26 protein-coding genes and 1 tRNA gene are annotated in these 26,241 nt (G+C 68.3%); 7 read left to right on the top strand and 20 right to left on the bottom strand.

The features are described 5' to 3' along the window. Positions 1–22 precede the first annotated feature (22 nt). The 8 genes from ACT86A_RS06665 to ACT86A_RS06630 form a co-directional block, all read right to left on the bottom strand. Complete coding sequence (locus ACT86A_RS06665; RefSeq protein ID WP_445091101.1) at positions 23–223, bottom strand: DUF6186 family protein; 201 nt, start codon at positions 221–223, stop codon at positions 23–25. Beyond that, positions 216–635 carry a hypothetical protein gene (locus ACT86A_RS06660; RefSeq protein ID WP_445091100.1) on the bottom strand — a complete coding sequence of 140 codons (420 nt, stop codon included), beginning with the start codon at positions 633–635 and terminating at the stop codon, positions 216–218. Before ACT86A_RS06660 ends, ACT86A_RS06665 begins: the two co-directional genes overlap by 8 nt. Before the next feature lie 71 nt (positions 636–706). Then, positions 707–782, bottom strand: a tRNA-Gly gene (locus tag ACT86A_RS06655). Positions 783–903: 121 nt separating this feature from the next. Then, the gene (locus tag ACT86A_RS06650; protein ID WP_445091099.1) at positions 904–1,326 is read right to left on the bottom strand and encodes a hypothetical protein; all 423 of its coding nucleotides are present in this window, start codon (positions 1,324–1,326) and stop codon (positions 904–906) included. A 134-nt stretch (positions 1,327–1,460) separates the two neighbouring features. Continuing rightward, a complete protein-coding gene (locus ACT86A_RS06645) occupies positions 1,461–2,801 on the bottom strand; it encodes a M16 family metallopeptidase (RefSeq protein WP_445091329.1) in 1,341 nt (446 codons plus the stop codon). Positions 2,802–2,839: 38 nt separating this feature from the next. Continuing rightward, positions 2,840–5,128, bottom strand: coding sequence for a polyribonucleotide nucleotidyltransferase (locus ACT86A_RS06640; protein WP_445091098.1), 2,289 nt, complete (start codon positions 5,126–5,128; stop codon positions 2,840–2,842). A 626-nt stretch (positions 5,129–5,754) separates the two neighbouring features. After that, positions 5,755–6,024 (bottom strand): 30S ribosomal protein S15, encoded by a 270-nt coding sequence (rpsO, locus tag ACT86A_RS06635; RefSeq protein ID WP_039799352.1) that lies wholly within the window; start codon positions 6,022–6,024, stop codon positions 5,755–5,757. A 293-nt stretch (positions 6,025–6,317) separates the two neighbouring features. Then, complete coding sequence (locus ACT86A_RS06630; protein WP_445091097.1) at positions 6,318–7,289, bottom strand: bifunctional riboflavin kinase/FAD synthetase; 972 nt, start codon at positions 7,287–7,289, stop codon at positions 6,318–6,320. 282 nt (positions 7,290–7,571) lie between these two features. Between ACT86A_RS06630 and ACT86A_RS06625 the strand changes: the two genes are divergently transcribed. From ACT86A_RS06625 to ACT86A_RS06615, 3 genes are all read left to right on the top strand, one after another. Further along, the gene (locus tag ACT86A_RS06625) at positions 7,572–8,288 is read left to right on the top strand and encodes a metal-dependent transcriptional regulator (RefSeq protein ID WP_445091328.1); all 717 of its coding nucleotides are present in this window, start codon (positions 7,572–7,574) and stop codon (positions 8,286–8,288) included. Positions 8,289–8,829: 541 nt separating this feature from the next. Next, positions 8,830–10,071, top strand: coding sequence for an aspartate aminotransferase family protein (locus tag ACT86A_RS06620; RefSeq protein WP_445091096.1), 1,242 nt, complete (start codon positions 8,830–8,832; stop codon positions 10,069–10,071). A 73-nt stretch (positions 10,072–10,144) separates the two neighbouring features. Beyond that, positions 10,145–10,639, top strand: coding sequence for a DUF3830 family protein (locus tag ACT86A_RS06615; protein ID WP_445091095.1), 495 nt, complete (start codon positions 10,145–10,147; stop codon positions 10,637–10,639). Positions 10,640–10,678: 39 nt separating this feature from the next. Here the strand turns inward: ACT86A_RS06615 and ACT86A_RS06610 are convergent, their stop codons facing one another. Together ACT86A_RS06610 and ACT86A_RS06605 are read right to left on the bottom strand one after the other, a co-directional pair. Next, the gene (locus ACT86A_RS06610; RefSeq protein ID WP_445091327.1) at positions 10,679–12,064 is read right to left on the bottom strand and encodes an amidase; all 1,386 of its coding nucleotides are present in this window, start codon (positions 12,062–12,064) and stop codon (positions 10,679–10,681) included. A gap of 27 nt (positions 12,065–12,091) precedes the next feature. Further along, positions 12,092–13,057 carry a D-2-hydroxyacid dehydrogenase gene (locus ACT86A_RS06605; RefSeq protein ID WP_445091094.1) on the bottom strand — a complete coding sequence of 322 codons (966 nt, stop codon included), beginning with the start codon at positions 13,055–13,057 and terminating at the stop codon, positions 12,092–12,094. Between the two features lie 86 nt (positions 13,058–13,143). On the opposite strand from ACT86A_RS06605, the gene ACT86A_RS06600 reads away from it, so the two are divergent. From ACT86A_RS06600 to ACT86A_RS06585, 4 genes are all read left to right on the top strand, one after another. Next, positions 13,144–13,884: a maleate cis-trans isomerase family protein gene (locus tag ACT86A_RS06600; RefSeq protein WP_445091093.1), complete on the top strand. Its 741-nt coding sequence runs from the start codon at positions 13,144–13,146 to the stop codon at positions 13,882–13,884. A gap of 53 nt (positions 13,885–13,937) precedes the next feature. Further along, positions 13,938–14,669 carry a maleate cis-trans isomerase family protein gene (locus ACT86A_RS06595; protein WP_445091092.1) on the top strand — a complete coding sequence of 244 codons (732 nt, stop codon included), beginning with the start codon at positions 13,938–13,940 and terminating at the stop codon, positions 14,667–14,669. Continuing rightward, the gene (locus ACT86A_RS06590; protein WP_445091091.1) at positions 14,656–15,321 is read left to right on the top strand and encodes a GntR family transcriptional regulator; all 666 of its coding nucleotides are present in this window, start codon (positions 14,656–14,658) and stop codon (positions 15,319–15,321) included. Before ACT86A_RS06595 ends, ACT86A_RS06590 begins: the two co-directional genes overlap by 14 nt. Positions 15,322–15,520: 199 nt before the next feature. Continuing rightward, complete coding sequence (locus ACT86A_RS06585; protein WP_445091090.1) at positions 15,521–15,700, top strand: hypothetical protein; 180 nt, start codon at positions 15,521–15,523, stop codon at positions 15,698–15,700. Positions 15,701–15,759: 59 nt separating this feature from the next. On the opposite strand, the gene ACT86A_RS06580 is transcribed toward ACT86A_RS06585, so the two are convergent. From ACT86A_RS06580 to ACT86A_RS06535, 10 genes are all read right to left on the bottom strand, one after another. Further along, positions 15,760–16,185 (bottom strand): EF-hand domain-containing protein, encoded by a 426-nt coding sequence (locus tag ACT86A_RS06580; RefSeq protein ID WP_445091089.1) that lies wholly within the window; start codon positions 16,183–16,185, stop codon positions 15,760–15,762. A 299-nt stretch (positions 16,186–16,484) separates the two neighbouring features. Next, entirely contained in the window at positions 16,485–17,381 is an 897-nt protein-coding gene (gene truB / locus ACT86A_RS06575; RefSeq protein ID WP_445091088.1) for a tRNA pseudouridine(55) synthase TruB, read from the bottom strand. Further along, positions 17,381–18,049, bottom strand: coding sequence for a 4'-phosphopantetheinyl transferase Npt (gene npt, locus ACT86A_RS06570; RefSeq protein WP_445091087.1), 669 nt, complete (start codon positions 18,047–18,049; stop codon positions 17,381–17,383). The genes truB and npt overlap by 1 nt, the downstream gene beginning before the upstream one ends. Positions 18,050–18,125: 76 nt before the next feature. Further along, positions 18,126–19,085, bottom strand: coding sequence for a metallophosphoesterase family protein (locus ACT86A_RS06565; protein WP_445091086.1), 960 nt, complete (start codon positions 19,083–19,085; stop codon positions 18,126–18,128). A 122-nt stretch (positions 19,086–19,207) separates the two neighbouring features. Beyond that, entirely contained in the window at positions 19,208–20,593 is a 1,386-nt protein-coding gene (locus tag ACT86A_RS06560; protein ID WP_445091085.1) for an MATE family efflux transporter, read from the bottom strand. A gap of 163 nt (positions 20,594–20,756) precedes the next feature. Further along, positions 20,757–21,758 (bottom strand): DHH family phosphoesterase, encoded by a 1,002-nt coding sequence (locus ACT86A_RS06555; protein ID WP_445091084.1) that lies wholly within the window; start codon positions 21,756–21,758, stop codon positions 20,757–20,759. A gap of 13 nt (positions 21,759–21,771) precedes the next feature. Then, positions 21,772–22,215: a 30S ribosome-binding factor RbfA gene (gene rbfA, locus ACT86A_RS06550; protein WP_445091083.1), complete on the bottom strand. Its 444-nt coding sequence runs from the start codon at positions 22,213–22,215 to the stop codon at positions 21,772–21,774. A gap of 118 nt (positions 22,216–22,333) precedes the next feature. Next, a complete protein-coding gene (locus ACT86A_RS06545) occupies positions 22,334–22,624 on the bottom strand; it encodes a DUF503 domain-containing protein (RefSeq protein ID WP_445091082.1) in 291 nt (96 codons plus the stop codon). Positions 22,625–22,705: 81 nt separating this feature from the next. After that, the gene (infB, locus tag ACT86A_RS06540) at positions 22,706–25,693 is read right to left on the bottom strand and encodes a translation initiation factor IF-2 (protein WP_445091081.1); all 2,988 of its coding nucleotides are present in this window, start codon (positions 25,691–25,693) and stop codon (positions 22,706–22,708) included. Between the two features lie 108 nt (positions 25,694–25,801). After that, positions 25,802–26,134: a YlxR family protein gene (locus tag ACT86A_RS06535; RefSeq protein WP_445091080.1), complete on the bottom strand. Its 333-nt coding sequence runs from the start codon at positions 26,132–26,134 to the stop codon at positions 25,802–25,804. Positions 26,135–26,241: the final 107 nt, after the last annotated feature.

Genomic DNA, 26,241 nt, shown 5'->3' with positions numbered 1-26,241 from the left:
CCGACGGCTGGTCGCCGACTCCCTACCGCGCGAGAAAGTGCCAGCCGAGCCACGCCCATACGAGAACAGCGACAACACGCGCCGCCCGAGTGCGGATGAGGTACGCGATAGTCTCACCCAACGGCGCGACGAGATCCCGGCGCACACGCGTGACCACCACCGCGCCTGACGTCGCCACCAGCACCAGCGCGAACCCGACGATGACGATCGCTCGATCACTCATCTCGGCACAGCCACCAGCCGGCACCCAGCCAGATCAACCAGCCGGCGAACCGCAGCGGGCCCTGCTCGAGCGCCGGATCCAGCAGGGTCGACAAAGTCGGGTGCTCGCTGCTCGGCTGCGTCCAATCCGGTTGTCGCACAAAGGCATAACCCTCCCAGATCGCCGCCACGGCCAGCAGCGTCGCCCACAGGGCCACGCCGCGCCGCAACCGGGTAGTAAATGGAGTCCGTGCGGGCCGCCTACGCCAGGCAAGCACGAGAGCAACGACCACCGACACGAGCACCAGCGCGGTCGCCGACCAACTGAACGGCCGGGTGGCGGCCCCGCCCACCGCCAGCACGACGCCAACGGCCAGCGGCACCAGGCGTCGCCGGAAAGGGGGCGTCCGGGATGCCGCTTCGCTGGTTGTCACACCGGCAGGATATGGCTTTCAGGCGGCCGTCCCGGGGACATGCCCATGGTCGGCGCGCTCTGCGATACACGTGGAGCGGATGACGGGATTCGAACCCGCGACCCTCACCTTGGCAAGGTGATGCGCTACCAGCTGCGCTACATCCGCATTCGCATCGCGATTTCCGTGACGCGACACTGAACATTAGCCGACACTCGATGGGAAATGCCAATCGCCGCTCACGCCGGCTGCTCGGACGTCGTCCGGGCGCGGGGCGATGCGAGCGCACTCAGCAGTTGTCGAAGCGCCACTGCCCGTCGATGAACGTCCAGGTCTTCGGCTTCGCGTCGTCCTGGGCCGCGCGGGCGTCGAAGTTCTTGACCGTGACCGACCCGGTCGTTCCCGATGTCGTGACACTGATCTCGGACGGCTTGGTCTTCAGGTCCCTGCCGTCGTAGAGCTGTGCCATGGACATCATGTAGTCGTCCTGGTTCAGGGTGAGCCTGCACCGCGCAGAACGGAACTGGTACGCCGCTGCGTAGTCGTGACCGGCCAGTGCGGCGTTCATCGCGGTGGCCTCTTGGCGCAGCGCGGCAGCGGTCGGCTCGCCCGGCTTGCCCGCGGCGGCGTTCTCGCCACCACACCCGGACAGCGCCAGGATCGACATAGAGATCGCGGCCAGCACCCGCCGGTCACCATACGTTCGGTTCATCTCGGCTCCTCGCCACTTCCGGGATTCGCCGACCGGACGAGCCATTTCAGCACTGACGCGGATCGGCGGCGGCCGAAACAGTATCGCCGCAACGGATTGCGCGCCGATCCGCGGGTACAGCGGAACCGCCCCGATCAGTTGGGAACCAGTCGCCGAACGGCGGCGGGCAGCTCACGGGTGCGCTGGTACGGTCCCGCGACCGAGGCCGCGAAAGGCCGCGCCAGCAGGGTACGCGCGATAGCGGAGACCTGGTCGGTGGTGACGGCGTCGATGCGGGCGAGGGTCTCGGACACACTGCGGTGGCTACCATAGCTGAGTTCGCTGCGCCCGAGCCGGTTCATGCGCGAGGCCGAGTCCTCCAGGCCGAGTACCAAACCGCCGCGCAGCGAGCCCTTGGCGCGTGCGCACTCGGCGTCGCTGATCCCGTCTGCCGCCACCTCTTCCAGCACGCCGCGGGCCAGCGCCGCCACGTTGCCGAGGTTCTCCGGTTGGCAGCCGATGTACACCGAGAAGGCACCGGTGTCGGCGAAGGTGTCGATGCTGGAATACACCGAGTACGCCAGCCCGCGCTCTTCCCGAATGCGTTGGAACAGTCGCGAGCTCAGCCCACCGCCGACCACCGTGTTGAGTACCGACAGCGGCCAGCGTCGCTCCCCTTCGTGGCGTCCGAAGGCACGCACGCCGAACACCAGATGCGCCTGTTCGCTGTCGCGCTGACTCCAGTGCAGTTGCGGAGCGCCGTGCGGACGGAACCGGCCCTCGCGCCGCCGCGCGGGCAGCGCCGCAGGGTCGAGCCGATTCTCGAAAGCACGATGCACCAATTCCACGGTGTGGTCGTGCTCCACGTTGCCCGCGACCGCGACCACCATCCGGTCCGGACGGTAGCGACGCAGGTGGAAAGAACGCAGCTGGGCCACCCGCATCCCCTCGATGGATTCGACCGAGCCGATCACCGGACGCCCGATCGGGTGATCGCCGAACAACGCCGTCAAGAACGAGTCGCCGACCAGGTCCTCGGGGTCGTCGTCGCGCATCGCGATCTCCTCGAGCACCACCTGACGCTCCACATCGACGTCCACCGACCGGCACAAACCATTGAGCACGACGTCGGAGACCATGTCGACGGCCAACGGCAGATCCTCGTCGAGGACATGCGCGTAGTAGCAGGTCTGCTCCTTGGCGGTGAACGCGTTGAGCTCGCCGCCGACCGCGTCCATCGCCTCGGCGATGTCGAGCGCCGACCGCGTCGGTGTCGCTTTGAACAGTAAGTGCTCCAGGAAGTGCGCCGCACCCGCGACGGTCGGTCCTTCGTCGCGCGACCCGACCCCGACCCAGACGCCGATGGACGCCGAGCGCACCCCGGGCAGGTGCTCGGTCACCACACGCAATCCACCGGGCAACACGGTGCGCCGCACTCCGCTGTCCGAGTCCAGCCGCAGCTCGAGTGACGAACCCCCCTGCCCGGTGCTGAGCAGAGGGGTTGTCGTCTTCTTCTTCGTCACAGAGGCAAGTACTACTCGGTTCCGGCCTGGCCCGCATCAGCGGCGTCGTCGCCGGGCTCGTCGGCGGTCTCGTCGACCGGCACCAGCGAGATCTTGCCGCGGTTGTCGATGTCGGCGATTTCCACGCGCAGCTTGTCACCGACGTTCACCACGTCCTCGACCTTGGCCACCCGCTTGCCATTGCCCAGCTTGGAGATATGGACCAGGCCGTCGCGGCCGGGCAGCAGCGAAACGAACGCGCCGAAGGCGGTCGTCTTGACGACCGTGCCGAGGAAACGCTCGCCGACCTTGGGCAACTGCGGGTTGGCGATGGCGTTGATCGCGTCGATCGCGGCCTGCGCCGACGGGCCGTCGGTCGCGCCGACGAACACGGTGCCGTCGTCCTCGATCGAGATGTTGGCGCCGGTGTCCTCGGTGATCTGGTTGATCACCTTGCCCTTGGGGCCGATCACCTCACCGATCTTGTCGACCGGGATCTTGATCGCGGTGACCCGCGGCGCGTACGGGCTCATCTCGTCCGGGGTGGCGATGGCCTCGGCCATCACGTCCAGAATCGTGGTGCGCGCGTCGTGCGCCTGGCTCAGCGCACCGGCCAGCACCTGCGAGGGGATGCCGTCCAGCTTGGTGTCCAACTGCAGCGCGGTGACGAAATCACGGGTGCCCGCGACCTTGAAGTCCATATCGCCGAAGGCGTCTTCGGCGCCGAGGATATCCGTCAGCGCGACGTAACGGACCTCGTCCTCGCCTTGGTCATTGGTGATGGTGTCGGACACCAGACCCATGGCGATGCCGGCGACCGGCGCCTTCAACGGCACACCGGCGTTCAGCAGTGCCAGTGTGGAGGCGCACACCGAGCCCATCGAGGTGGAACCGTTGGACCCGAGCGCCTCGGAGACCTGCCGGATGGCGTAGGGGAACTCCTCCTGGCTGGGCAGCACCGGGATCAGCGCCCGCTCGGCCAGCGCGCCGTGGCCGATCTCGCGGCGCTTGGGCGAACCCACGCGGCCGGTCTCACCGGTGGAGAACGGCGGGAAGTTGTAGTGGTGCATGTAACGCTTGCTGGTCTCCGGGCCGAGCGAGTCGACCTGCTGGGCCATCTTCACCATGTCGAGCGTCGTGACGCCGAGGATCTGCGTCTCGCCGCGCTCGAACAGCGCCGAGCCGTGCGCCCGCGGCACCACCGCGACCTCGGCCGACAGTGCGCGAATGTCCGCCAGACCACGGCCATCGATGCGGAAGCCGTCGGACAGGATGCGCTGGCGCACCAGCTTCTTGGTGACCGAGCGGAACGCCGCGCCCAGCTCCTTCTCGCGCCCGGCGAAGTCGTCGCCCAGGCGATCGAGCACAGCGAGCTTGATCTCGTCGATCTTCTCTTCGCGCTCCTGCTTGCCCGCGATGCTCAGCGCCTCGCCCAGCTCGCGCTTCGCGGTGCCCTCGACGGCCTCGTAGACGTCTTGGCCGTACGGCGGGAAGAGCGGAAACTCTTCGGTGGGCTTGGCGGCGAGTTCGGCCAGGTCCTGCTGCGCGCGGCAGAGGCGGGCGATGAACGGCTTCGCGGCCTCGAGCCCCTGGGCCACAACGGCCTCGGTGGGAGCCTGCGCGCCGCCCTCGACCAGCGCGATGACGTTCTCGGTGGCCTCTGCCTCGACCATCATGATGGCGACGTCACCGGACTCGACCACACGACCGGCGACGACCATGTCGAACACGGCGGCCTCGAGCTGCTCGGTGGTCGGGAATGCCACCCATTGCGGCTCGGCCCCGTTCTGGATCAGCGCGACGCGCACACCGCCGACCGGCCCGGAGAAGGGCAGGCCCGCGATCTGGGTGGACGCGGACGCCGCGTTGATCGCCACCACGTCGTACAGGTCTTTCGGGTCCAGGCTCAGCACGGTGACCACGACCTGGATCTCATTGCGCAGGCCGTCGACGAACGACGGACGCAGCGGGCGGTCGATCAGGCGGCAGGTGAGGATCGCGTCGGTGGAGGGACGGCCCTCGCGGCGGAAGAACGATCCGGGGATACGACCCGCGGCGTACATCCGCTCCTCGACGTCGACCGTCAGCGGGAAGAAGTCGAACTGGTCCTTGGGGTGCTTGCCCGCGGTGGTGGCCGACAACAGCATGGTCTCGTCGTCCAGGTAGGCGGCGACCGAACCGGCGGCCTGCCGGGCCAGGCGCCCGGTCTCGAACCGGACGGTGCGGGTGCCGAAGCTGCCGTTGTCGATCAGCGCGACGGATTCGAAAACGCCGGGCTCGACCTCGACGGCCGAGGTCCTGCGTTCAGTTGTTTCGGTCATTCTTCTCTCAACCTCTCGTCTTCGCCGGCTCGAGCGCCTTACGGGCGCGATCCGGCTGTCGTCAGCCGTACCGGACACGGGCGCGCGACAGCCCTACTGGCTGCGACGCGCACACCCGGCCGAATCCCCTTGGATACGGCGGACGCGGAGGCGGTCATCGATCGAAGCCCGACGGCGTGAAAACGCAGCCGAAAGGCCACTACCGAAGACCGACGCCACGCGCGCGGGTGCATACGGCGGTGCAATGTTGTCGTGCGACGGGACAGCTCCGCCCCTGATACACAAATAGCCAACGAAAAGATTGTACGTCTGCCGGTTCGCCGGGCTATCGAGCGCCTCGGCTACGGCACGGATCGAACGAACACTCGGGTGAACATCCAGTGGCGCGGCTCCCTCACCGCGACCCGTCGGCCCCGCTCTCCTTGACGAACGAGGCGAGACCGAGCATCCCGTTCGCGGCCCGGCTCGCGTCCGAGTGATCGCTGCCTCCGCGACGAAGTCGCCGGCAACGGTCGCTCGCACGCGAGCCCGAAGGGGCCGCGAACACACAGCGCCGCAGGCGCTGCGATTACCTATCCAGCGCCGCGGGCGCTGCAATTACTTATCCAGCGCCGCGGGCGCTGCGACTACCTGCGCAGCCCGAGGCGCTCGATCAGCGAACGGTAGCGGTTGATGTCGTTGTCCTGCAGGTACTTCGACAACCGCTTGCGACGACCGATCAGCGCCATCAGGCCGTGGCGGGTGTGGTGGTCGTGCTTGTGCTTCTTCAGGTGCTCGGTGATGTCGGCGATCCGCTTGGACAGCAGCGCGATCTGCGCCTCCGGCGAACCGGTGTCCTTCTCGTGCAGGCCGTACTCGGCGAGAATCGCCGACTTCTGCTCGGTGGTCAGTGCCATGGGGCATCCACTCCTCGTTCTCAGTTCCGCGCTCGAAGATCCGGTTACCCGGTGCGGGCGCCGCCGCGGACCGCAGCAAACCCGAGCGATCACCCTACCCGACCGGCACGTCTGCGCCGAATCGCGGGCATGCCCACCCGCACGGCCACGGGATCGCACGGTCCTCGACACCGTCGCACCGGGAAACACTGACGCGAGTAATCGACTGGCTACATCAAGGGTGTGAATCTTCTTCTCGTAGCGCTGAATACGCGGAGATCAACGATCTGCGCGACATCATGAAGTCCTGATGTTCACCGATCGTCGACGGCGATCAGGATCTTGCGCGCGGTCTCCACGTCGCGGCCCATGGTCTCGATGAGCTCGTTCACCGCGTCGAACTTGCGCTGGCCGCGGACGTGCTCCACGAAATCGACCGCGACGTGCTGGCCGTAGAGGTCTGCCTCGCCGTCGAGCACGTACGCCTCGACCGTGCGGGCACGCCCGGAGAAGGTCGGGTTGGTGCCCACCGATATCGCGGCCATGGCCCGCTCACCCGGGGTAACGGTGCCGATGGTGGGGCCGGGTCCGAGCACGGTGAACCATCCCGCGTACACCCCGTCGGCGGGAATCGCGGCGTGCATCGGCGGCGCGACGTTCGCGGTCGGGAAGCCGAGCAGCTTGCCGCGGCCGTCGCCGTGCACCACGACGCCCTCGACTCGGTGCGCGCGGCCCAGCGCCTCGGCCGCGGCCGCCATGTCGCCCGCGTCGACGCAGGCGCGGATATAGGTCGAGGAAAAGGTCACCGCGTGTTCGGCGAGCAGCGTCACACCATCGACCTCGAACCCGAAGCGCCGACCGAGCTCGCGCATGGTCTCGACCGTGCCGGCGGCCTTCTTACCGAAGGTGAAGTTGTCCCCGATCACGACCTCGACCACGTGCAGACGCTCGACCAGCAGATCGTGGACGTAACGGGCGGGGGTCAGCTTCATGAATTCCTGGGTGAACGGGATGACGCAGAACACATCGACGCCCAGTTCCTCGGCCAGTTCCGCACGACGGGTCAGTGTGGTCAGCTGGGCCGGATGCGAGCCGGGACGGACCACTTCCATCGGATGCGGGTCGAAGGTCATCAGTACCGCGGGAACGCCACGCGCGGCAGCGGACTTCACCGCCCGACTGATCAGCTGCGCGTGGCCGCGGTGCACACCGTCGAACACACCGATCGTGAGGACACAGCGTCCCCAGTCCGCGGGCACTTCGTCGAGACTTCGCCATCTCTGCACAGTGCGCAGCCTACGCACATCAGGTGTCGAACGATATCCGGGCGTGCTGATGTCGCACAACGCTTCCGATGCCGGTAACCGACGAGCTACCCCGGGTTCTCGGCTCTGCGAGCTCACCGGTGCGCCGCCGAGGGGTCGGCGGACCACACCGGCCCGGGATTCGACCACGTTCGCCCGGGACAGCTGTTCGCGCCGGCGGAATGACTGAATGTGTATATCGGGATCACCCCGCCTAAGCTCGGATGTGTGCCCGGTAAACGAGATGTCGCCACGCGACGCGAGCTGGCCGACGCCGCTGCGCCGGACCGAGCCCGAGGTCGCACCGCCACGATCGCGCCGGTGATCTCGTCGGTCGCCCAGGATTATCTGAAGGTGATCTGGACGGCGCAGGAGTGGACGCAGGAGAAGGTGTCCACCAAGTTGCTCGCGGAGCGAATCGGAGTATCGGCTTCGACGGTCTCCGAAGCGGTGCGCAAGCTGGCCGACCAAGGGCTGGTCGAGCATGCCCGCTACGGCGCGATCGCATTGACCGGGGAAGGCCGCCGCGCCGCCGTCGCTATGGTGCGCAGGCACCGGTTGCTCGAGACTTTCCTGGTGAACGAGCTCGGCTACGGCTGGGACGAGGTGCACGACGAGGCCGAGGTGCTCGAACACGCGGTCTCCGAACTGCTCATGGCGCGCATCGACGCCAAGCTGGGCTACCCCGATCGCGATCCGCACGGCGACCCGATCCCGTCGGTGGACGGCGCGGTACCCACCCCGCCCGCCCGCCAGCTCAGCGAATTCGCCGCGGGCGAATCCGGCCGCGTGGCCCGGATCTCCGATTCGGACCCGGATATGCTGCGCTACTTCGACTCGGTCGGCATCGCCCTGGACACCACCATCGCGGTGGTCGAACGGCGCGACTTCGCGGGTACGGTCGCCATCCGCGTCGGCGCGATGGAGTCACCGATCGACTTGGGCCGCCCCGCGGCCGAGGCCATCTGGCTCACGACCTGACCGCCCGAGTCGGCCCGCGACCGACGAGGGATCACCCGCGGCCGGCGAAGGCCTGACAGTTCGACCGCGCGGGAGGCGATGACATCGCCGGGTTCGGTGCTTGTTTCGGTGCCGCCAAGGTCAGGGTGCGGAAAATTCCCTCGATATCGCGCACCGCCACCTCGAGAGATGCGCGATCGCTCTAGTCCGTCTGTACAACCTCGGCTTGCGGGAACTGCGCCTGGCGGCCGCGGCGAGTACCGCTCGGTCGACCATGGCGGTGGTGACGTCGACCCCGATGCCATCGCCCGAGATGGGGCGAGAGGGTATTCCAGCACTGCCCGTCCACCGCGGCCCCGTTGTTGATGAACAGCACGCGCCACCGTGTCGACGGCGGCGGTTCGGCTGTGCCCGGAGGGGCGCCGATGACATCGTCGCTAGCTCCTCACGCCGCGCGGCGTTCGGCCATTGCTGCGACCTGCGCGGCCGTGTTATGCCTATTGTCGACAATCCGACAATAGGCATAACACGTCACGCATTCCGCTCCGGGAGGCGAATCACCATGACCGAGCTATCGCCCGTCCTGAAACAGGCCACTCCGGTGACCGCCGACCACGGCGCGGGGTGCTATCTCTACAGCACCGACGGACGCCGCTACCTGGACTTCACCGCCGGTATCGGCGTGACCAGCACCGGTCATTGCCACCCGCGTGTGGTCGCGGCCGCACAGGCGCAAGTCGCCAAGCTGATCCACGGCCAGTACACGACGGTCCTGCACCGGCCGCTGCTGGATCTCACCGACCGGCTCGGCACGGTACTACCGGAGGGGTTGGACGCACTGTTCTTCGCCAATTCGGGGAGCGAGGCGGTCGAGGCCGCGCTGCGACTGGTGCGCCAGGCGACCGGACGGCCGAACGTCATCGTCTTCCACGGCGGCTTCCACGGCCGAACCGTCGCCGCCGCGACGATGACGACCTCCGGCACCCGATTCTCCGCCGGATTCAGCCCACTCATGTCGGGGGTGCACGTCGCACCGTTCCCCACGGCGTTCCGCTACGGCTGGAGCGAGCCGGAGGCCACCGCCTTCGCGCTGCGCGAACTCGACTATCTGTTCACCACGCTCACCTCGCCCGCCGACACGGCCGCGTTTGTCGTGGAGCCCGTGCTCGGCGAGGGCGGCTACATTCCCGGCAACACCGAGTTCTTCCACGGACTGCGCGAACGTGCGGACCGGCACGGCATCCTGTTGGTCTTCGATGAGATCCAGACCGGTTTCGGGCGCACCGGAAAGTTTTTCGGCCATCAGCACTTCGGCGTGCGGCCGGATGTGATCACCATCGCGAAAGGGCTGGCCAGCGGATTTCCGCTGTCGGGTATCGCGGCGCCGCGCGAGCTGATGGCGCGGGCATGGCCCGGCTCGCAGGGCGGCACCTACGGCGGCAACGCGGTAGCGTGCGCCGCGGCGATCGCCACGCTCGATGTCATCGAATCCGAAGGACTGGTGGATAATGCGGCGGCCAGGGGCGCCCAGTTGCTGCGCGGTCTGCGCGACAGCGCCACCAAGTCGATCGGCGACGTTCGCGGTCTCGGACTTATGACGGGTGCCGAATTCACCACGTCCACCGGCGAACCCGATCCGGTCACCGCCGCGGCCGCACAGCGCGCCGCGGTGGCCGCGGGACTGCTGCTGCTGACCTGCGGGCCGCACATGAACGTGGTGCGGATGATTCCGCCGCTGATCGTCAGCGATGCGCAAATCGAGGACGCGCTCGCGATCTGGTCGGGGGTCCTCGCCGAGTTGTAGCCCGGCGACCAGCGCCGGTACCCGGCGAACCGTTGTGCCCGCCCGGCGAGCACCGATCAGGAAGCAGGACCGCATGGCCCGCTACATCACGATCACCCTCACCAACGCCGCGGTGACATGCCGTGCCCGTTTGCTCGACATGGAGGCGCCGCGCACCTGCGCGGCAGTATGGCACGCGCTGCCACAGGAGGGCGACGCGTTTCATGCCAAGTATGCCCGCAACGAGGTATACACCCTGCTGCCGCGGATCGGCGCGGCCCCGCATCGGGAGAACCCGACCGTAACGCCGATTCCCGGCGACGTGTGCCTGTTCGATTTCGAGCCGTGGGAGATCGGGAATCCGGCCTACGGATACGAACCCGGTTCCGCGGCCGAGCACGAGCGCGGCGCCACCGACCTCGCACTCTTCTACGGCCGCAACAATTTGCTGATCAACGGCGATCTCGGTTGGGTGCCCGGCAATGTCTTCGCCACCATCGAGGAGGGCCTCGCCGAGTTGGCTGCCGCATGTAATGCCCTGTGGCTGAACGGGGTTCATGGCGAGACACTCGCCTTCGCTCGTGCCTGACCGAACACGCCGGGCGGCCCAACGACGCCACCCGGCCCGTCAGGATGCCAGCACGAATTCGGCGTAGCGGGCCAGCGCCAGCACCAGGTCGTCGGAGTGACGCGGACCGACGATCTGCAGCCCAACCGGAAGGCCCGCGGGCGTCCTGCCCGCCGGGATGCTGATCGCGGGCTGCTGGGTCAGGTTGAACGGGTAGCTGAACGGAGTCCACTCCGCCCAGCTGCGCAGCCCGCTACCCGGCGGCACGTCGTGGCCCGCCGCGAACGCGGGAATCGGGACGGTCGGCGTGATCAGGACGTCGTAGTCGGTATGGAACGCGCCCATGGTGATGCCGAGTTGCGCTGCGACATTGCGCGCGGCGAGATAGTCGACGGCGCGTACGGTTTCGCCGCGCTCCCATACCGCGCGCAGTCCTGGGTCGACCCGCTCGCGCGTCCCCGCCGGAAAGCCGGACAGCATGGTGGCCGCCCCCGCCGCCCAGAGCAGTTCGAAGGCCTCGCGCGGGTCGGCGAAACCGGGATCTGCCGCGTTGACGAGCAATTCGGCCTCGGCGAGTCGGGTCACCGCCGCGTCGACGATCGCGGCGACGTCGGCATCCACCTCGGCGTAGCCGAGTGTCGGCGAGTACGCCACGCGCAGTCCGCGCACGTCGCGCTGCATCTCGGCGCGGAACGCGGTGACCGTCGGCGCCAGCGCGGTCGGGTCGCGCGGATCGGGGAGCGACAGGATGTCCATCAGCAGCGCCGCGTCCTCCACGGTGCGGGTCATCGGGCCCGCATGCGCCAGCGGACCGAAGGGGCTGGCCGGATACAGCGGAATCCGGCCGTAGGTGGGCTTGAACCCGACGATGCCGCAGAAGGCGGCCGGAATGCGCACGCTGCCACCGCCGTCGGTTCCCACCGACACGGCCCCCATGCCGGCGGCGACGGCCGCGGCGCTACCGCCGGAGGAGCCGCCCGCCGTTCTGGACGGGTCGGCCGGGTTGCGGGTGATCCCGGTCAGCGGGCTGTCGGTCACCGCCTTCCACGCGATCTCCGGGGTAGTGGTCTTACCCAGGAAAACCATGCCGTCCTCGCGCAGCCGTGCCGCCACCGGGCTGTCCACCGACCACGGACCGGCCGGATCGATCGAGGTGGACCCGCGCCGGGTGGGCCAGCCCTCGGTCAGGAAGACGTCCTTGATCGAGATCGGCACGCCGTCCAGCAGTCCGCGGGCGTGGCCGGACTGCCAGCGCGCCTCGGAATCCTTCGCCTGCACCAGGGCACGATCGGGATCGACGAGACAGAACGCGTTGAGCGCACCGTCGCGGTCGGTGATCGCCCGTAGGATCGCCTCGGTCGCCTCGACCGGCGACAGCGCGCCTGCCGCGTAGGCGGAGACCAGTTCGACCGCCGTCATCGCGGTCGGGTCGGTGGGAGTGTTCATCTCGGGGTAGTCCATGGATGGGCTCCTTCAGCCGGGCACGTACCCCAGCCTTTTGTCGACCACGTTGTCCAGCGGGCGTCCGGTGATCCATTTGTCGAAGTTCGCGGCGAATCTGTTGACGATCTCGGTGCGCCATCCGACGACATCGCCGCAGTTGTGCGGGGTGATCCGGACATTCGGCAGTTCCCACAGGGGGTGATCGGCCGGGAGCGGCTCGGGGTTCACCACATCGAGCGCCGCCGCGGCGATCGATCCGGTGCGCAACGCGGCGACGAGATCGTCGGTCACAACGAGTTCCCCACGACCCACGTTGACAAACCTGGCATGCGGCCGCATCGCGCCGAAAGCGGTGGCGTCGAACATATTCGTGGTCTGTTCGGTCAGCGGGGCGATGGCGATGACGTAGTCGGCCCGGCCCAGCTCGGCGTGCAGATCGGTGGCGACGACGCCGAAATCCGCGTCCGCGATGCGCTCCCGTCTGCCGACCGCCCGCACCGTCATCCCGACCGCGCGCAGCAAGCGTGCGATATGACGTCCGATGGACCCGGTGCCCACGATCAGCGCGCTCGTTCCGGCGACCCGTTCGGATTCCCGATGACGCCACTCGTGCCGCTGCTGCAACAGCAGCGAACCGGACAAGTCCTTGGCGAAGGCGAGAATCTGGCCGAGCACGTATTCGGCGATCGCCGAGTCGAAGACGCCGCGGGTATTGGTCACCACCACCTCGCTGGACCGCAACTCGGGGAACATCGCCGGGTCGACGCCGGTCGACCCCATGTGCACCCAGCGCACCCGGTCGGCGGCGTGCCACGCGCCGGGCAGGGCGCGAGTGCGAAAGTCGTAGACGAACAACACGTCCGCCCCCCGCAGGGCATCCGCCAGGCCGGCGGCTCTGGTGTACCGGACGGTGGCACGGTCTGCCACCGGGGCCATGCATTCGACGTCGGGCACACTGTCACCGTGCAGGACGGTGACAATCGGGCCCTGATCCACGTTGACACACTATGATCACATCGTATGATTGTCAACAATCCGATCGTGTTCGGAGGTCGTCCCGGCTGAGCGCGAGAGGGGCTCCAGTGGATCTGAGCTTCCCCGACATCGAGGGCCCCGTGGCACAGCGGGGCATCGGGATCATCGCTCCGTTCGACCTCGCGCTCGAACGGGAGCTGTGGCGCTGGGCACCCTTGGAGGTGAGCCTGCATCTGGCGCGTACTCCCTATGAACCGGTACCGGTATCACTGGAAATGGCCGAGCTGGTATCCGATGCCGCCCACTTGACCGCGGCCACCCGCAACGTGCTGCATGTGGAGCCCGAGGTGGTGGCATATCTGTGCACCTCGGGCAGCTTCATCAAGGGCCTCGCCTACGAGAAATCGCTGCGCGAGACCATCTGCCGGGCCGGCGCCCAGGACGCGGTCACCACCTCGGGCGCGCTGCTGGAGGCGCTCCGCCATCTGGAGCTCAGCCGGATCTCGGTACTCACCCCCTACGACCAGATCCTCACGCGCAAACTGCACGAATTCCTCGGCGAGGCCGAGTGCGTGGTAGTGCGCTCGGATCACCTCGGGCTCGGCGGCGGCATCTGGAAGGTCAGCTACCGCACCGTCGCCGAACGCATCGTCGGCGCCGACGATCCCGCCGCCCAGGCCATCTTCGTCAGCTGTACCAACCTGCCCACCTACGACGTCATCGAGCCGCTCGAAAAGGCGCTCGGCAAACCCGTGCTCACTGCCAACCAGCTCACCATGTGGGCCTGCCTCGGCCGGATGAAACTGCCGATGATGGGTCCGGGCAAGTGGCTACTCAATGTTTTCTGAAAGAGAGAGCGTTTCCCGAAAGAGAGAGCGTTTCCCGAAAGAAAGAACATCGCATGCAGGCACCCACCGTCGGCTTCATCTACCCCGGCCACGCGGCCGAGGACGACTACCCGCTCGCGGCGGCGGCGCTCGGCGCGCAGCTTCCAGTGGTCCACATCCACGGCACCGACCTGCATGCCATCCCCGAACTTCTCGAACTGGGCGGCCCGGAGAAGTTGCGCCTCGGCGCCGCCCTGCTCGCCCCGCACCGGCCCGACGCGATCGTCTGGGCCTGTACCTCCGGCAGTTTCGTCTACGGACCCGCGGGCGCTCGCGAGCAGGTGCGCGCATTGGCCGAAGCGGCGGGCGTGCCCGCGACCAGCACCAGTCTCGCCTTCGTCGACGCTGTGCACGCACTCGGGTTGCGCGCCGTCGCGGTGGCGGCGAGCTATCCCGACCAGGTCGCCCGGCTGTTCGTGGACTTCCTCGCCGACGCGAGCATCGACGTCGTCTCCCTATCCAGCGCGGGCATCGACACCGCCGCACAGGTCGGCGCCCTCACCTCAGCCCACGTACTACAGCTCGCGGCCGACAACGACCACCCCGACGCACAAGCACTGCTCATTCCCGACACCGCCATGCACACCATGACAGTGCTGCCCGACCTGGAAGCTACGCTGGGCAAACCGGTGCTGACGGCCAATCAGGTGACAATCTGGGCGGGCCTGCGGCTGGCCGGCGCCGAACCGGCAGTTCCCGGACTCGGCAGCTTGTTCGCGGAAAGGCAGACCGATGTCCGTCGTTGATTTCGAGCCGGTGAACCGGCAATCGACCGCGGAGATGATCGCCGATCGACTCCGCGAGGCGATCATGCGTGGCAACCTCGCGCCCGGGGCACAGCTGGGCGAAGCCGACCTCGCCGCGCAGTTCGCGGTTTCCCGGGGGCCGGTACGTGAGGCCATGCAGCGCCTGGTGTCCGAGGGCCTGCTGCACAGCATCCGCCACCGCGGGATCTTCGTCATCGAACTGAGCCTCGACGACGTCATCGACATCTACCGAGCCAGAACGGCCCTGGAAGGCGGTGCGCTGGAGCTGATCCTGGACGGTCGCCGCCCGATCGCCTACGAGACTCTGGGCCCCAGCGTCGAAGAGATGGTCGCGCGCGCCGAGTACGGTGACGCAGTCGGGGTCTCCGACGCCGACCACGCCTTCCACGAAGCTCTCGTGCAGAGCGCGGCCAGCCCCCGCCTCGCGCGCGCGGCCCGCACCCTGCTGATCGAGACCCGAATGTGCCTGGGCGCCTTGCAGACCACCTACCCCGACCTTCGCGAACAGGCCCGCGAACACGTCGACCTACGCGAAGCGATCGCCTCCGCCACGCCCGCCCGAGCGCGGGCTCTGCTCATCGAGCACATGGACGACGCGGTAGCGCGCCTGCGCCAGCAGATCGGCGCCTGAGCGGCTACGTCGCCATCGCTCGCCCAGCACGGGTCGCGGACCGGACTACGCCGGTTGCGCGTTGATGTGACACTCCCTCTTTACCGTCGCCGAATGTGACCGGGGTGCAGGACAACTCGCGGCGATGCCACCTGATGGCCCGAGATCTCGAGCTTCGGCGAGGGCATCGTCCGACCAATCCGCCCACTTCGGATCGTCGGTGAGCACATCGAGCAGCACACACGAGTCCACCAATGTGGTCGTGCGTTCCGGGACCGCCCGCAACGGACCGCTACTCGTCACGGAACAGCTCCATCAACTCGTGCTCGGCGCCCCTGCCACGCAGGTGCCCATGCGCCAGGCAGATCAGTCGGTCGTAGGCATCTGCTTCGCATCCTGAGCAGAGCTGGTGACCTGTTGAGCGCCCTGCATAGATGAATTGCCAGGCGCGGAACGGGCTTACAAGCGAGAGAGAAAATCGAGCAGCATGCGAAATTCCTGCGGCGACAGATAGCCGTCGCCATCACGGTCGGCGGCGGACAGCAACGTGTCGGCCGGTTCGTCTATGCGGCCCGCTCCGACGTGGCGTATGAGCGATTCGAGTTCCTCGACCGAGATACGGCCGTCGCCGTTGACGTCGAAGACACGGAACGCTGCGTCGGCGTCGGTTACCTCGATGCGGCCGCCGATCAGCGCGGCGTCGAATTCCGCACGGGAGACCAAGAAGTCGCCGTCGGTATCAGCGGCAGCGACCATCCGCTCGACCGCTTCCTCATCAACCTCCACACCGAGCGCCCGGATACCTGTCGTGATGTCCGCCACCGAAACCAGTCCGTCGCCGTCCCGATCCCACAATTCGAACGTATCGACCGGTCGTTCACTCATCGCCACCACCTTCGCCGCCGCTGCTTACCCGTGGCCGCCACTGAACTCCGCGCGCGGCAACCACCGCACACTGTACGGATTCCGTTGGATGCTGGGAGTCCGATTCACTTCGGGCAATGCCGGACCGAACCTTTTCCGTGGCGGTTCAGCGAGTACCCCTGCTATCGGGAAGCTGCGGCTTTGTCGGCGCGGGGCGCCGAGCTTGCGGATATCGATGCCTGCGGCCATGCCGGTGACACCGGGATGGGATGGCCTCGATCGAGATCCGGGGAGATGCCTCGTCGATGCGCGCGAACGGGTCAGAGGTTCGCCGGGCGGACGACCAGCACTGAGGACGCGCGTGTGCCGGACTCCCGCAGCAGGGCGATGGCTCGGCCCTCGGCGTCGATGGCGGCGTAGACGCCGGGGATTCCGGCGGGTTCGAGCCAGCGGCCGTTACGCAGGTCGTCGGCTTGTTTCCGGTCGATGTCCCGGTGCGGGAACGCGGTTCGAACCGCGGCGTCGATGTCGAGGCTCAGTGGCGGGGTGTCCGATTCGGCGGCGGCCAGGTCGTCCAGGGTGCGAGCGTGGTCGAGGGTGAACGGACCTACCCTGGTGCGGCGCAACACGGTGAGGTGGCCCCCGACGCCGAGCGCGGAGCCCAGGTCACGGGCCAGCGCACGCACGTAGGTGCCCGAGGAGCACTCGACCGCCACGTCCAGGTCGACGAAATCGCCGACGTCGCGACGGGCCAGCACGTCGAAGCGCGACACCGTGACCGGGCGGGCGGCCAGCCGCACGTCCTCACCCGCGCGGTGGCGGGCGTAGGCGCGTTCGCCGCCCACCTTGATCGCGCTCACCGTGGCCGGGACCTGGTCGATGTCGCCGGTCAGTGCGGCCGTGCACGCGGCGATGTCGGCATCGGTGATGTGACTGGCCGGGGTCGTGGCCAGCGCCTCGCCTTCGGCGTCGTCGGTGTCGGTCGCCTGCCCGAGCCGGATCGTCGCGGTGTACGCCTTGGTCGTCAGGGTGAGCAGGCCGAGCAGTTTGGTCGCGCGTTGCACGCCGAGCACCAGCACGCCGGTGGCCATCGGGTCCAGTGTGCCAGCGTGCCCGATCTTCTTGGTACGCAGCAGTTTCCGGCACTTCGCGACCACGTCGTGACTGGTCCACCCACCGGCTTTGTCAATGATCAGCAGCCCGCCGAGACCGTCCATCAGACGTGTGCGATCGCGGTCAGGATGTACCCGTCGGTGATCAGCCAACGGCCCTCGAACGAGCGCAGCGGCACGCCGCCGTCGGTGGTCTGCCCCGGCACCAGCAATTCGGTATGGAAACCGCCGTGCCCGGAATCGGCGGAGCTGTCCTCGATCTCGAACGTGATATGCGCGTCCTCGAAGCCGAGCCAGCGCGATGTCAGCGGAAACCACGCCTTGTACGTGGCCTCTTTGGCGCAGAACAGCAACCGGTCCAGGTGCAGCGCGGAGTCGGTGCTCTTCAGCCACTCCCGCTCCTGCGGCAGGCTGACCGAATCCAGCACACCATCGGGCAGGGTGGCATGTGGCTCGGCGTCGATGCCGAGGGAACGGAACCGCAACTTGTGGCCCAGCGCGGCGGCCTGGTAGCCGTCGCAGTGGGTCAGGCTGCCGACGATCCCACGCGGCCACACCGGAGCGCCGCGCTCCCCCTTGCCGATCGGAACCTGCGGCTCGCCCAGCTGGGCCAGCGCCAACCGGGCGCAATGCCGTGCGCCGATGAAATCCCGGCGCCGCTTCTCCACCGACTTGGCGATGAGATGCTCCTCCGCCGGATGCGGCCGCAGCTCCTCCGGGTAGGCCAGCAACTCGGCCGAGGCCACACCCGCGGGCAGAATGTTCTCGATCATCACCGCCGAGCCTAGCCGAGCCGCTACGGCCGGTAGCACAGCGCCATGAGCCAGCTCCGGTCGCTGTGTGCGGAAGCTATGCCAGTCCCCGCCGCTGCTGCGCTTTGCTGCGCATTTCCGCAGCGGCAGCTTCCATTTCCGGCGTCACCTGGAAGTGGCCGCCCCACTTGTTCAGTGTCCCCGGCGGGTACTGCGGGGTCGGCAGGATCTGGCGCAGCAGCCGGTCAGGAAGGCCGCGACGTTGCCATTCCCGGGGGTAGCCCAGCGAGACCTCCTCGAACCGGACACCGTCGTAGTGCGAGGTGCGCGGGATGTGCAGGTGGCCGTAGACCGAGCAGACGACGTTGTAGCGGGTGTGCCAGTCCGCGGTCGATTCGGTGCCGCACCACAGTGCGAACTCTGGGTAGAACAGCACGTCGGTCGGCTGCCGCACCAGCGGAAAATGATTGATCAGAACAACTGGGGTGCCGGTCTCGAGCGCGTCGAGTTTGCGCTTGGTCACCTGCACGCGGGCATGACACCACGCGTCCCGGGTCAGGTACGGCTCCGGTGAGAGCAGAAACTCGTCGGTCGCCACCACGTTGCGCTCCCTGGCGATCGCGAGACCCTCCGCCTTCGTGGTGGCGCCCTCCGGCAAGAACGAGTAGTCGTACAGCAGAAACATCGGCGCCAAGATCACCGGCCCGCCGTATTCCTCGCATCCCGCGCCGTCCCATACCGGGAACGGGTCCTCCGGCGTCAGCACGTCCAAGTCACGGCACAGCGAGACCAAGTAGTCGTAGCGCGCCGCCCCGGATATCTGTACGGAATCCTTCGCCGTGGTCCACAGTTCGTGATTGCCCGGCACCCAGATCACCTTGGCGAACCGGCCGCGCAGCAACTCCAGCGCCCACCGGATGTCCTCGGTCTTCTCCCCCACGTCGCCGGCCACGATGAGCCAGTCCTGCGGCGAATCCGCCGTGATCTGCTCGACGACCGGCCGATTCCCCTGGTGCCCGACGTGAATGTCGCTCACCGCCATCAACTTGGGTATCACCACACCTACCTTGGCACATCCGTTCCGATTCGCGCGCACCGGCCGCGCTGGGTGTCGTTTTGCCTGCGCTGCGCTCCGTCGAGCGCGCCGGCGTGCTGTATCACCGGTTCACTCGCGCTCGATCACGTCGGCACTTCGGCGCCGACGCGGACCCATCGGCCCCCCAGCGCCCGCCAGGTGACGGCGACCAGCCGCAACACCATGAACACCGCCAAGCCGGACCAGATTCCGGCCACGCCCCAGCCGAACGCCAGCGACAGCCAGATAGCGGGCAGAAAGCCCACCAGGGCCGCTCCGAGCGTGGTGGTGCGCAGGTAGGCGGCATCGCCCGCGCCGAGCAGGACACCGTCGAGGGCGAAGACGATGCCCGCCAACGGAATCAGGGCGACGAAGAACCACCACACCACATGGGTGCGATCGAGTACCTGCGGGTCTGCGGTGAACAGTCTGGGCAGCACCGCCGCGCCCGCCGCGAAAATGGCGGCGAGAACGAGGCTGAAAATCTCCGACCACCAGGTGACGCGGCGAGCGATGCCGCGAGCGCCCGGGGCATCACCCGCGCCGAGCGCGGCGCCGGTGAGGGTTTGCGCGGCGATGGCCAGGGCATCCAAGGCGAGAGCCAGGAAGTTCCACAGTTGCAGAACCAGCTGGTGAGCAGCTACCGAGGCAGCGCCGAAGCGGGCAGCGACCGCCGCGGCCGAGACGAAACAGGCTTGGAAGGCGAAGCTGCGCACAATCAGGTCGCGACCGAGCACGAGTTGCGCACGCATGACCGACCAGTGCGCGACCAGCGAAACCCGTTCACGGATCAGCGCGTTCAGGAACAGCGCTGCCATCACCGCCTGCCCGGCCACATTCGCCACCGCGGAACCGGGCAACCCCATGCGCGGCGCACCGCACAGCCCGTGCACCAGCACCGGACACAAGACAGCCGAAATCGCCAGTCCCACAACCACATAGACCAGTGGTCTGCGGGTCTCCTGGATACCGCGCAGCCAGCCGTTGCCGGCCATGGAGATCAGGATCAACGGTACGCCGAACAGGGCTATCCGCAGCCAGCCCAGCGCCGCACCCGCGATGTCGGCGCCGCCCGCGATGGCGTTCGTCAGCGGGACGGCGAACGACTGGGCCAGCAGCAGGATCGCGGCGCCGACCACGATCGCGATCCAGGTCGCCTGCACACCTTCGGCGACGGCACCGCGGTGATCGCCCGCACCGTGGCGTCGTGCCGAACGCGCGGTCGTTCCGTAGGACAGGAAAGTCAGCTGCGAACTCGTCTGCGCCAGAATCAACCCGCCGACCGCGAGACCGGCCAGCGCGAGCGCACCGAGCCGACCGACGACGGCGAGATCGAACAGCAGATAGAGCGGCTCGGCAACCAGCACACCGAGCGTCGGCAACGCCAGCCCGAGGATGCGTTTCGGCCCGGCCGCAGCGGCCCGGTCGACGTACTGCTGCGCCTCGGGCTCCCGTGCCGAATCGGTGACCGCCTCGTCGAAACTCGTCATGTTCCCGGATACCTCTCCTGCCCCGCCGCGACCTTCGGTCCAGCTGATGTCTCACCATCGCACGGCCCATCGACAGTCCGCGGACAATCGCGATCCCGCCGCCACGGGTCGGCGCGCAAGCGGTGGCGCCACACGTCGTGCCGACCGCGAGCCGCGAACACCGTCACCCGAGCGCGGCCAACAGCTCCGCGACCAGATCGTCCGGCGAACCGTACGCGGTGTACCCAGCGGCGAACCGGTGCCCGCCGCCGCCCAGCGCCGTGGCCACCTCCGCCACGTCCACACCATCACCCACCACGACGCCGGTGTCGCGCGAGCGCAGCGACACCGTCCAGCGATCGGGCACGGCGTGGGATTGCTTGAACACCGCCGCGACTCCCGCTTCCGCGGTCGTGCGCACGATATCGATGACGCTCTCGACCTCCTCCGAGCGCACCCCGTCGAGATCGTGACGGTGCACGAACGCATACACCAGCCCGATGCCACCGCGCACCTCCGGCACGAGCCGCGCGGTCCCCAGCACTCGCGCCAGCATCGGCAGCCACCCGAACGGGTGCGTATCCAGCAAAGTGCGGGCGATCTTCGCGCCGTCGATTCCGGTCGACAACAAACGCTCGGCCAACTCGTGGGTACCCGGCCGCACCCATCGGAACGATCCGGTGTCGGTGACCAGACCGGCGTAGAGGCAATGGGCCACATCCGGTTCGATCGGCACACCCCAGGCGTCGAGTAGCCGCGCGACCAGGCTCGTCGTGGACTCGGCGCCGGGATCGACCACGTTGATCGCACCGAACCGGGTATTCGACCGATGGTGATCGATCACCATCGTCGTTGCGGCACCGGACAATCGGTCGGCGAGCGCGCCGAGGCGCCCCGCGCTACCGCAGTCGACCGCGACGAGCAGGTCCACCTTGTCGCGCACCTCGACGGGCGCCACCAGATGCCACACACCCGGCAGCGACCGAATCGAGACGGGCAACTCGGCGGGTTCGGCGAACGACACCTGTACTGGTATCCCGCGCCGATGCAGGACCAACGCCAGCGCGAGACCGCTTCCGATGGTGTCCGCATCGGGCTGTACATGGCAGAGGATGGTCACCGAGCGCGCCACGTCCAGCGCCGCGACGGCCGCGTCCAGATCGGCCGTTTCCCGCATCGTCGTCATTCACTACCGCATGTCACTCGTCGGCGTCGCGTTCGGCCTTGTAAGGGTCGGCGTCGCCCGCGTGCCTGGCGGTGGCGGCCACCTTGGCGACCGCGTCGTCCGCGGCCCGGGCCTTGGCGAGCAGCTCCTCCATCTGCCGGGCCGCGTCGGGCACGGTGTCCAGCACGAACGCCAGCGTCGGGGTGAACTTCACCCCCGTGCCCGCACCCACTTTGGAACGCAGCACACCTTTGGCCTTCTCCAGACCGGCGGCCGCGCCCTCGAAATCCGGTTCGGCATCGAGGGTTTCACCCATCACGGTGTAGTACACCGTCGCCTCGCGGAGATCGCCGGTCACCTTGGCGTCGGTGACGGTCACGAAACGCAGCCGCGGATCCTTCACCTCGTATTCGATCGCGGTGGCCACGATCGAGGCGATCCGCTTGGCGAGTCGGCGTGCCCTGGCTTGATCCACCATGGCCGTTTCCTCCTCACTACTAATTGTGTTCGATAGCGGCCGCAGACCGCCGTGCCCATCGCTCGCGCTGTGTCCGGCGCGGGAACGGCGCTGGATAGCCGCACACGCTCCCGCATGGTCAGTCCTCGGGTCCGAAGATCCGGCGGCGCACTGCCAGCAACTGTAACTCCGGACGGCCCGCGACGTGCCGTTCACATCTGTCCAGCACCTCGTTCAGGTGGTCCATTCCCGCGCTGACCATGGCGACGCCCAGCAGTGAGCGACGATAGAGATCATGGTCCCCGCCTTCGGCGGCACTCACACCGAAGCGCTGCAATTCGGCCAGGATCGGCCGGATCACCGAGCGCTTCTGTTTCAGTGAATGCACATCGCCGAGCAGCAGGTCGAACTCCAGTGCACCCAGGTACACCGATACCCCTCCATTAATCGCGACGACCAGCCCGGACGCCGAGACCGACAGGTCTCGGCGTCCGGACTTCGTCTCGGTCTATTAGTCGCGCGGCTTCTCGCGCAGCTCGTAGGCCTCGATGATGTCGCCTTCCTTGATGTCGGAGTAGGTGACCGTCATACCGCATTCGTAGCCATCGCGGACTTCGGTGACGTCGTCCTTCTCGCGGCGCAGCGACGAGATCGTCATCGTCTCGGCGACCACCACGTTGTCGCGGAGCAGGCGCGCCTTGGCGTTGCGCTTGACCGAACCCGAGGTGACCATGCAACCGGCGATGTTGCCGATCTTCGATGAGCGGAAGATCGCCCTGATCTCGGCACGTCCCAGCTCGACCTCTTCGTAGATCGGCTTGAGCATGCCCTTGAGGGCCTTCTCGATCTCGTCGATGGCCTGGTAGATCACCGAGTAGTACCGGATGTCGACGCCCTCGCGGTTGGCCAGCTCGGTCGCCTTGCCCTCGGCGCGAACGTTGAACCCGATGATGATCGCGTTCGATGCCGACGCCAGGTTGACATTGGTCTCGGTGACGCCACCGACACCGCGGTCGATGACCCGCAGCCGCACCTCGTCGTCCACCTCGATTCCGAGCAGCGCCTCTTCGAGGGCCTCGACGGTACCGGAGTTGTCGCCCTTGAGGATCAGGTTCAGCTCGCTGGTCTCCTTCAGCGCGGCATCCAGATCTTCCAGGCTGATCCGCTTGCGGCTGCGTGCGGCCAGCGCATTGCGCTTACGCGCATTACGCCGGTCGGCGATCTGCCGTGCGATCCGGTCCTCGTCGACCACCAGGAGGTTGTCACCGGCGCCCGGCACCGACGTGAAGCCGATGACCTGGACCGGCCGCGACGGCAGCGCCGCGTCGACATCCTCGCCGTGCTCGTCGACCATGCGCCGCACGCGACCGTAGGCGTCGCCCGCGACGATCGAGTCGCCGACGCGCAGCGTGCCGCGCTGCACCAGCACCGTGGCCACCGGGCCGCGACCGCGGTCGAGGTGCGCCTCGATGGCCACACCCTGCGCGTCCATGTCCGGATTCGCCCGCAGGTCCAGTGCGGCGTCCGCGGTGAGCAGCACCGCTTCGAGCAGCGCCTCGATATTGGTGCCCTGTTTCGCCGAGATGTCGACGAACATCGTGTCGCCGCCGTACTCCTCGGCGACCAGGCCGTATTCGGTGAGCTGCTGGCGGATCTTCTGCGGGTTGGCGCCTTCCTTGTCGATCTTGTTGACCGCCACCACGATCGGCACGTCAGCCGCCTGCGCGTGGTTGATCGCCTCCACCGTCTGCGGCATGACGCCGTCGTCGGCGGCGACCACCAGGATCGCGATGTCGGTGGCCTTCGCGCCGCGGGCACGCATGGCGGTGAACGCCTCGTGACCCGGGGTGTCGATGAAGGTGATCAGACGGTCTTCGTCACCGAGGTGGGTGAGCACCTGGTAGGCGCCGATGTGCTGGGTGATGCCACCGGCCTCGCCCTCGCGGACGTTCGCCTTCCGGATGGTGTCCAGCAGTCGGGTCTTACCGTGGTCGACGTGACCCATGACGGTCACCACCGGCGGACGCTGTTCGAGGTCTTCCTCGCCGCCCTCGTCCTCGCCGTAGGTGAGGTCGAAGGACTCCAGCAGCTCGCGGTCCTCGTCCTCGGGGCTGACCACGTGCACGACGTAGTTCATCTCGCTGCCGAGCAGCTCGAGGGTCTCGTCGTTCACCGATTGGGTCGCGGTGACCATCTCGCCCAGGTTGAACAGGGCCTGCACCAGCGCGGCCGGGTTCGCGTCGATCTTCTCCGCGAAGTCCGACAGCGACGCGCCGCGGGCGAGCCGGATGATCTCGCCGTTACCGCGCGGCAGCCGCACGCCACCGACGGCGGGCGCCTGCATCGAGTCGTACTCTTGCCGCTTCTGCCGCTTCGACTTACGGCCGCGTCGGGGTGCGCCACCGGGGCGCCCGAACGCGCCGGCCGCACCACCGCGGCCGCCGGGACCACCCGGACGACCGCCGCCGCCGCCGCCACCGGGACGACCGCGGAAGCCACCGGCCGCGCCGCCGGCACCGGGCGCACCGGTACCCGCGCCGGGCGCACCGCCGCCGCCACCACCGCGGTAACCGCCGCCACCGCCACCGGGACGACCGGCACCCGCACCACCGGGACGCGCTGGACGACCTGCGCCCGGACCGCCCGCACCACCCGGACGCGCCGCACGCGACGGCATCGCACCGGGGTTCGGCCGCGGGGGCATCGAGCCGGGGCTCGGCCGCGGACCACCGGGACGCGGACCGCCCTGACCCGGGGCCGGACGAGCACCCTGGGCCGGGCCGGGACGGGGACCGCCCTGCGCAGGCCCCGGACGCGGACCGCCCTGGGACGGACCCGGGCGCGGGCCACCACCGTGCGCCGGGCGCGGCGCAGGACGCTCGGGAGCCGACGAATAGGGGTTGTTACCGACGCGCGGGGTCTTCGGTCCAGGACGGGGACCGGGCGTAGCGCCGCCCGGACGCGGGCCACCCTGTGTGGGAGCGCCGGGACGCTGCTGCTGACCGGGACGCGGGCCGCCCGGCGTCGGACGCGGACCGGCCGGAGCCGGGCGCGGACCGGCCGGAGCCGGCGCGCCCGCCGCGGCGGGCGGCGGAACCGATTCCCGTGCGGCGGGCTTCGGCGCGGGAGCCGGCCCAAGACGGACGACCGGGCCCGGCTTCACAGCCGGGGACTCGCCGGTACGGGGCGTCTGCTGCGCGGCAGGCGCCGGAGTAGGCGCCGGAGCCGACGGACGCGGGCCGGGACGCGGGCCACCGCCCGCGGGCTTCGCGGCCGGACGGGCCGACGACGACGGACCGGGGCGTGCACCCGGCTTGGTGCCGTTCGAGGGGGCGGATTTCGCCGCGAACGACTCACGCAGCCTGCGTGCGACGGGTGCTTCCACCGTCGACGACGCCGACTTCACGAACTCGCCCTGCTCCTTGAGCGTTGCGAGTAGTTCCTTGCTCGTGACACCGAGTTCTTTGGCCAACTCGTGCACGCGGGCCTTGCCTGCCACTGCTCTCCTCACTGAGAGGTCGAGCAGCACCGCCGTCTCGGCGACGGGGGCCCGCACGACCTCGGGTTATCTCCGATGGACGTTCATCGTTGGTTCTTCACGGTGTGCTCATGAGTGCTCGTGCCTGTTCTCGAGGTAACGCTCCAGGGCTGAGATATCCAGATGTCCGGACACTCGTAGTGCTCTGCCGATGGCTCGGCGCCGCTCTGCCGTGCTCAGACAAGCGTAAAGGGGGTGCAGCCAGGCACCCCGTCCGGGAAGTCTGCGCCGCGGATCGGGGATGATCTCGATGACGTGGGAGCCGTTTCCGGTCACACGGTCCCGAGCCACGATCCGCAACAGATCGACGGCCAGTTCGCGCTTCCGGCACCCGATACACGTTCGCACCGGAGCCGCTCGGCGCCGGGGCGCCGGGTACTGCTCGGTGGTGCGATCGGGCATTGGTGCCGAAGGCTCGGACTGAACCTCCGACCACTCTACCGCTGCCGCGCTCGGAACGCCGAACCCCTCCCCCGCGGAAGTTACCAACATGTCATCCCGAGCACTCC

The sequence above is a fragment of the Nocardia glycosmidis genome, from assembly GCF_052545115.1.
This window is presented reverse-complemented; position numbering and strand designations above follow the sequence as displayed.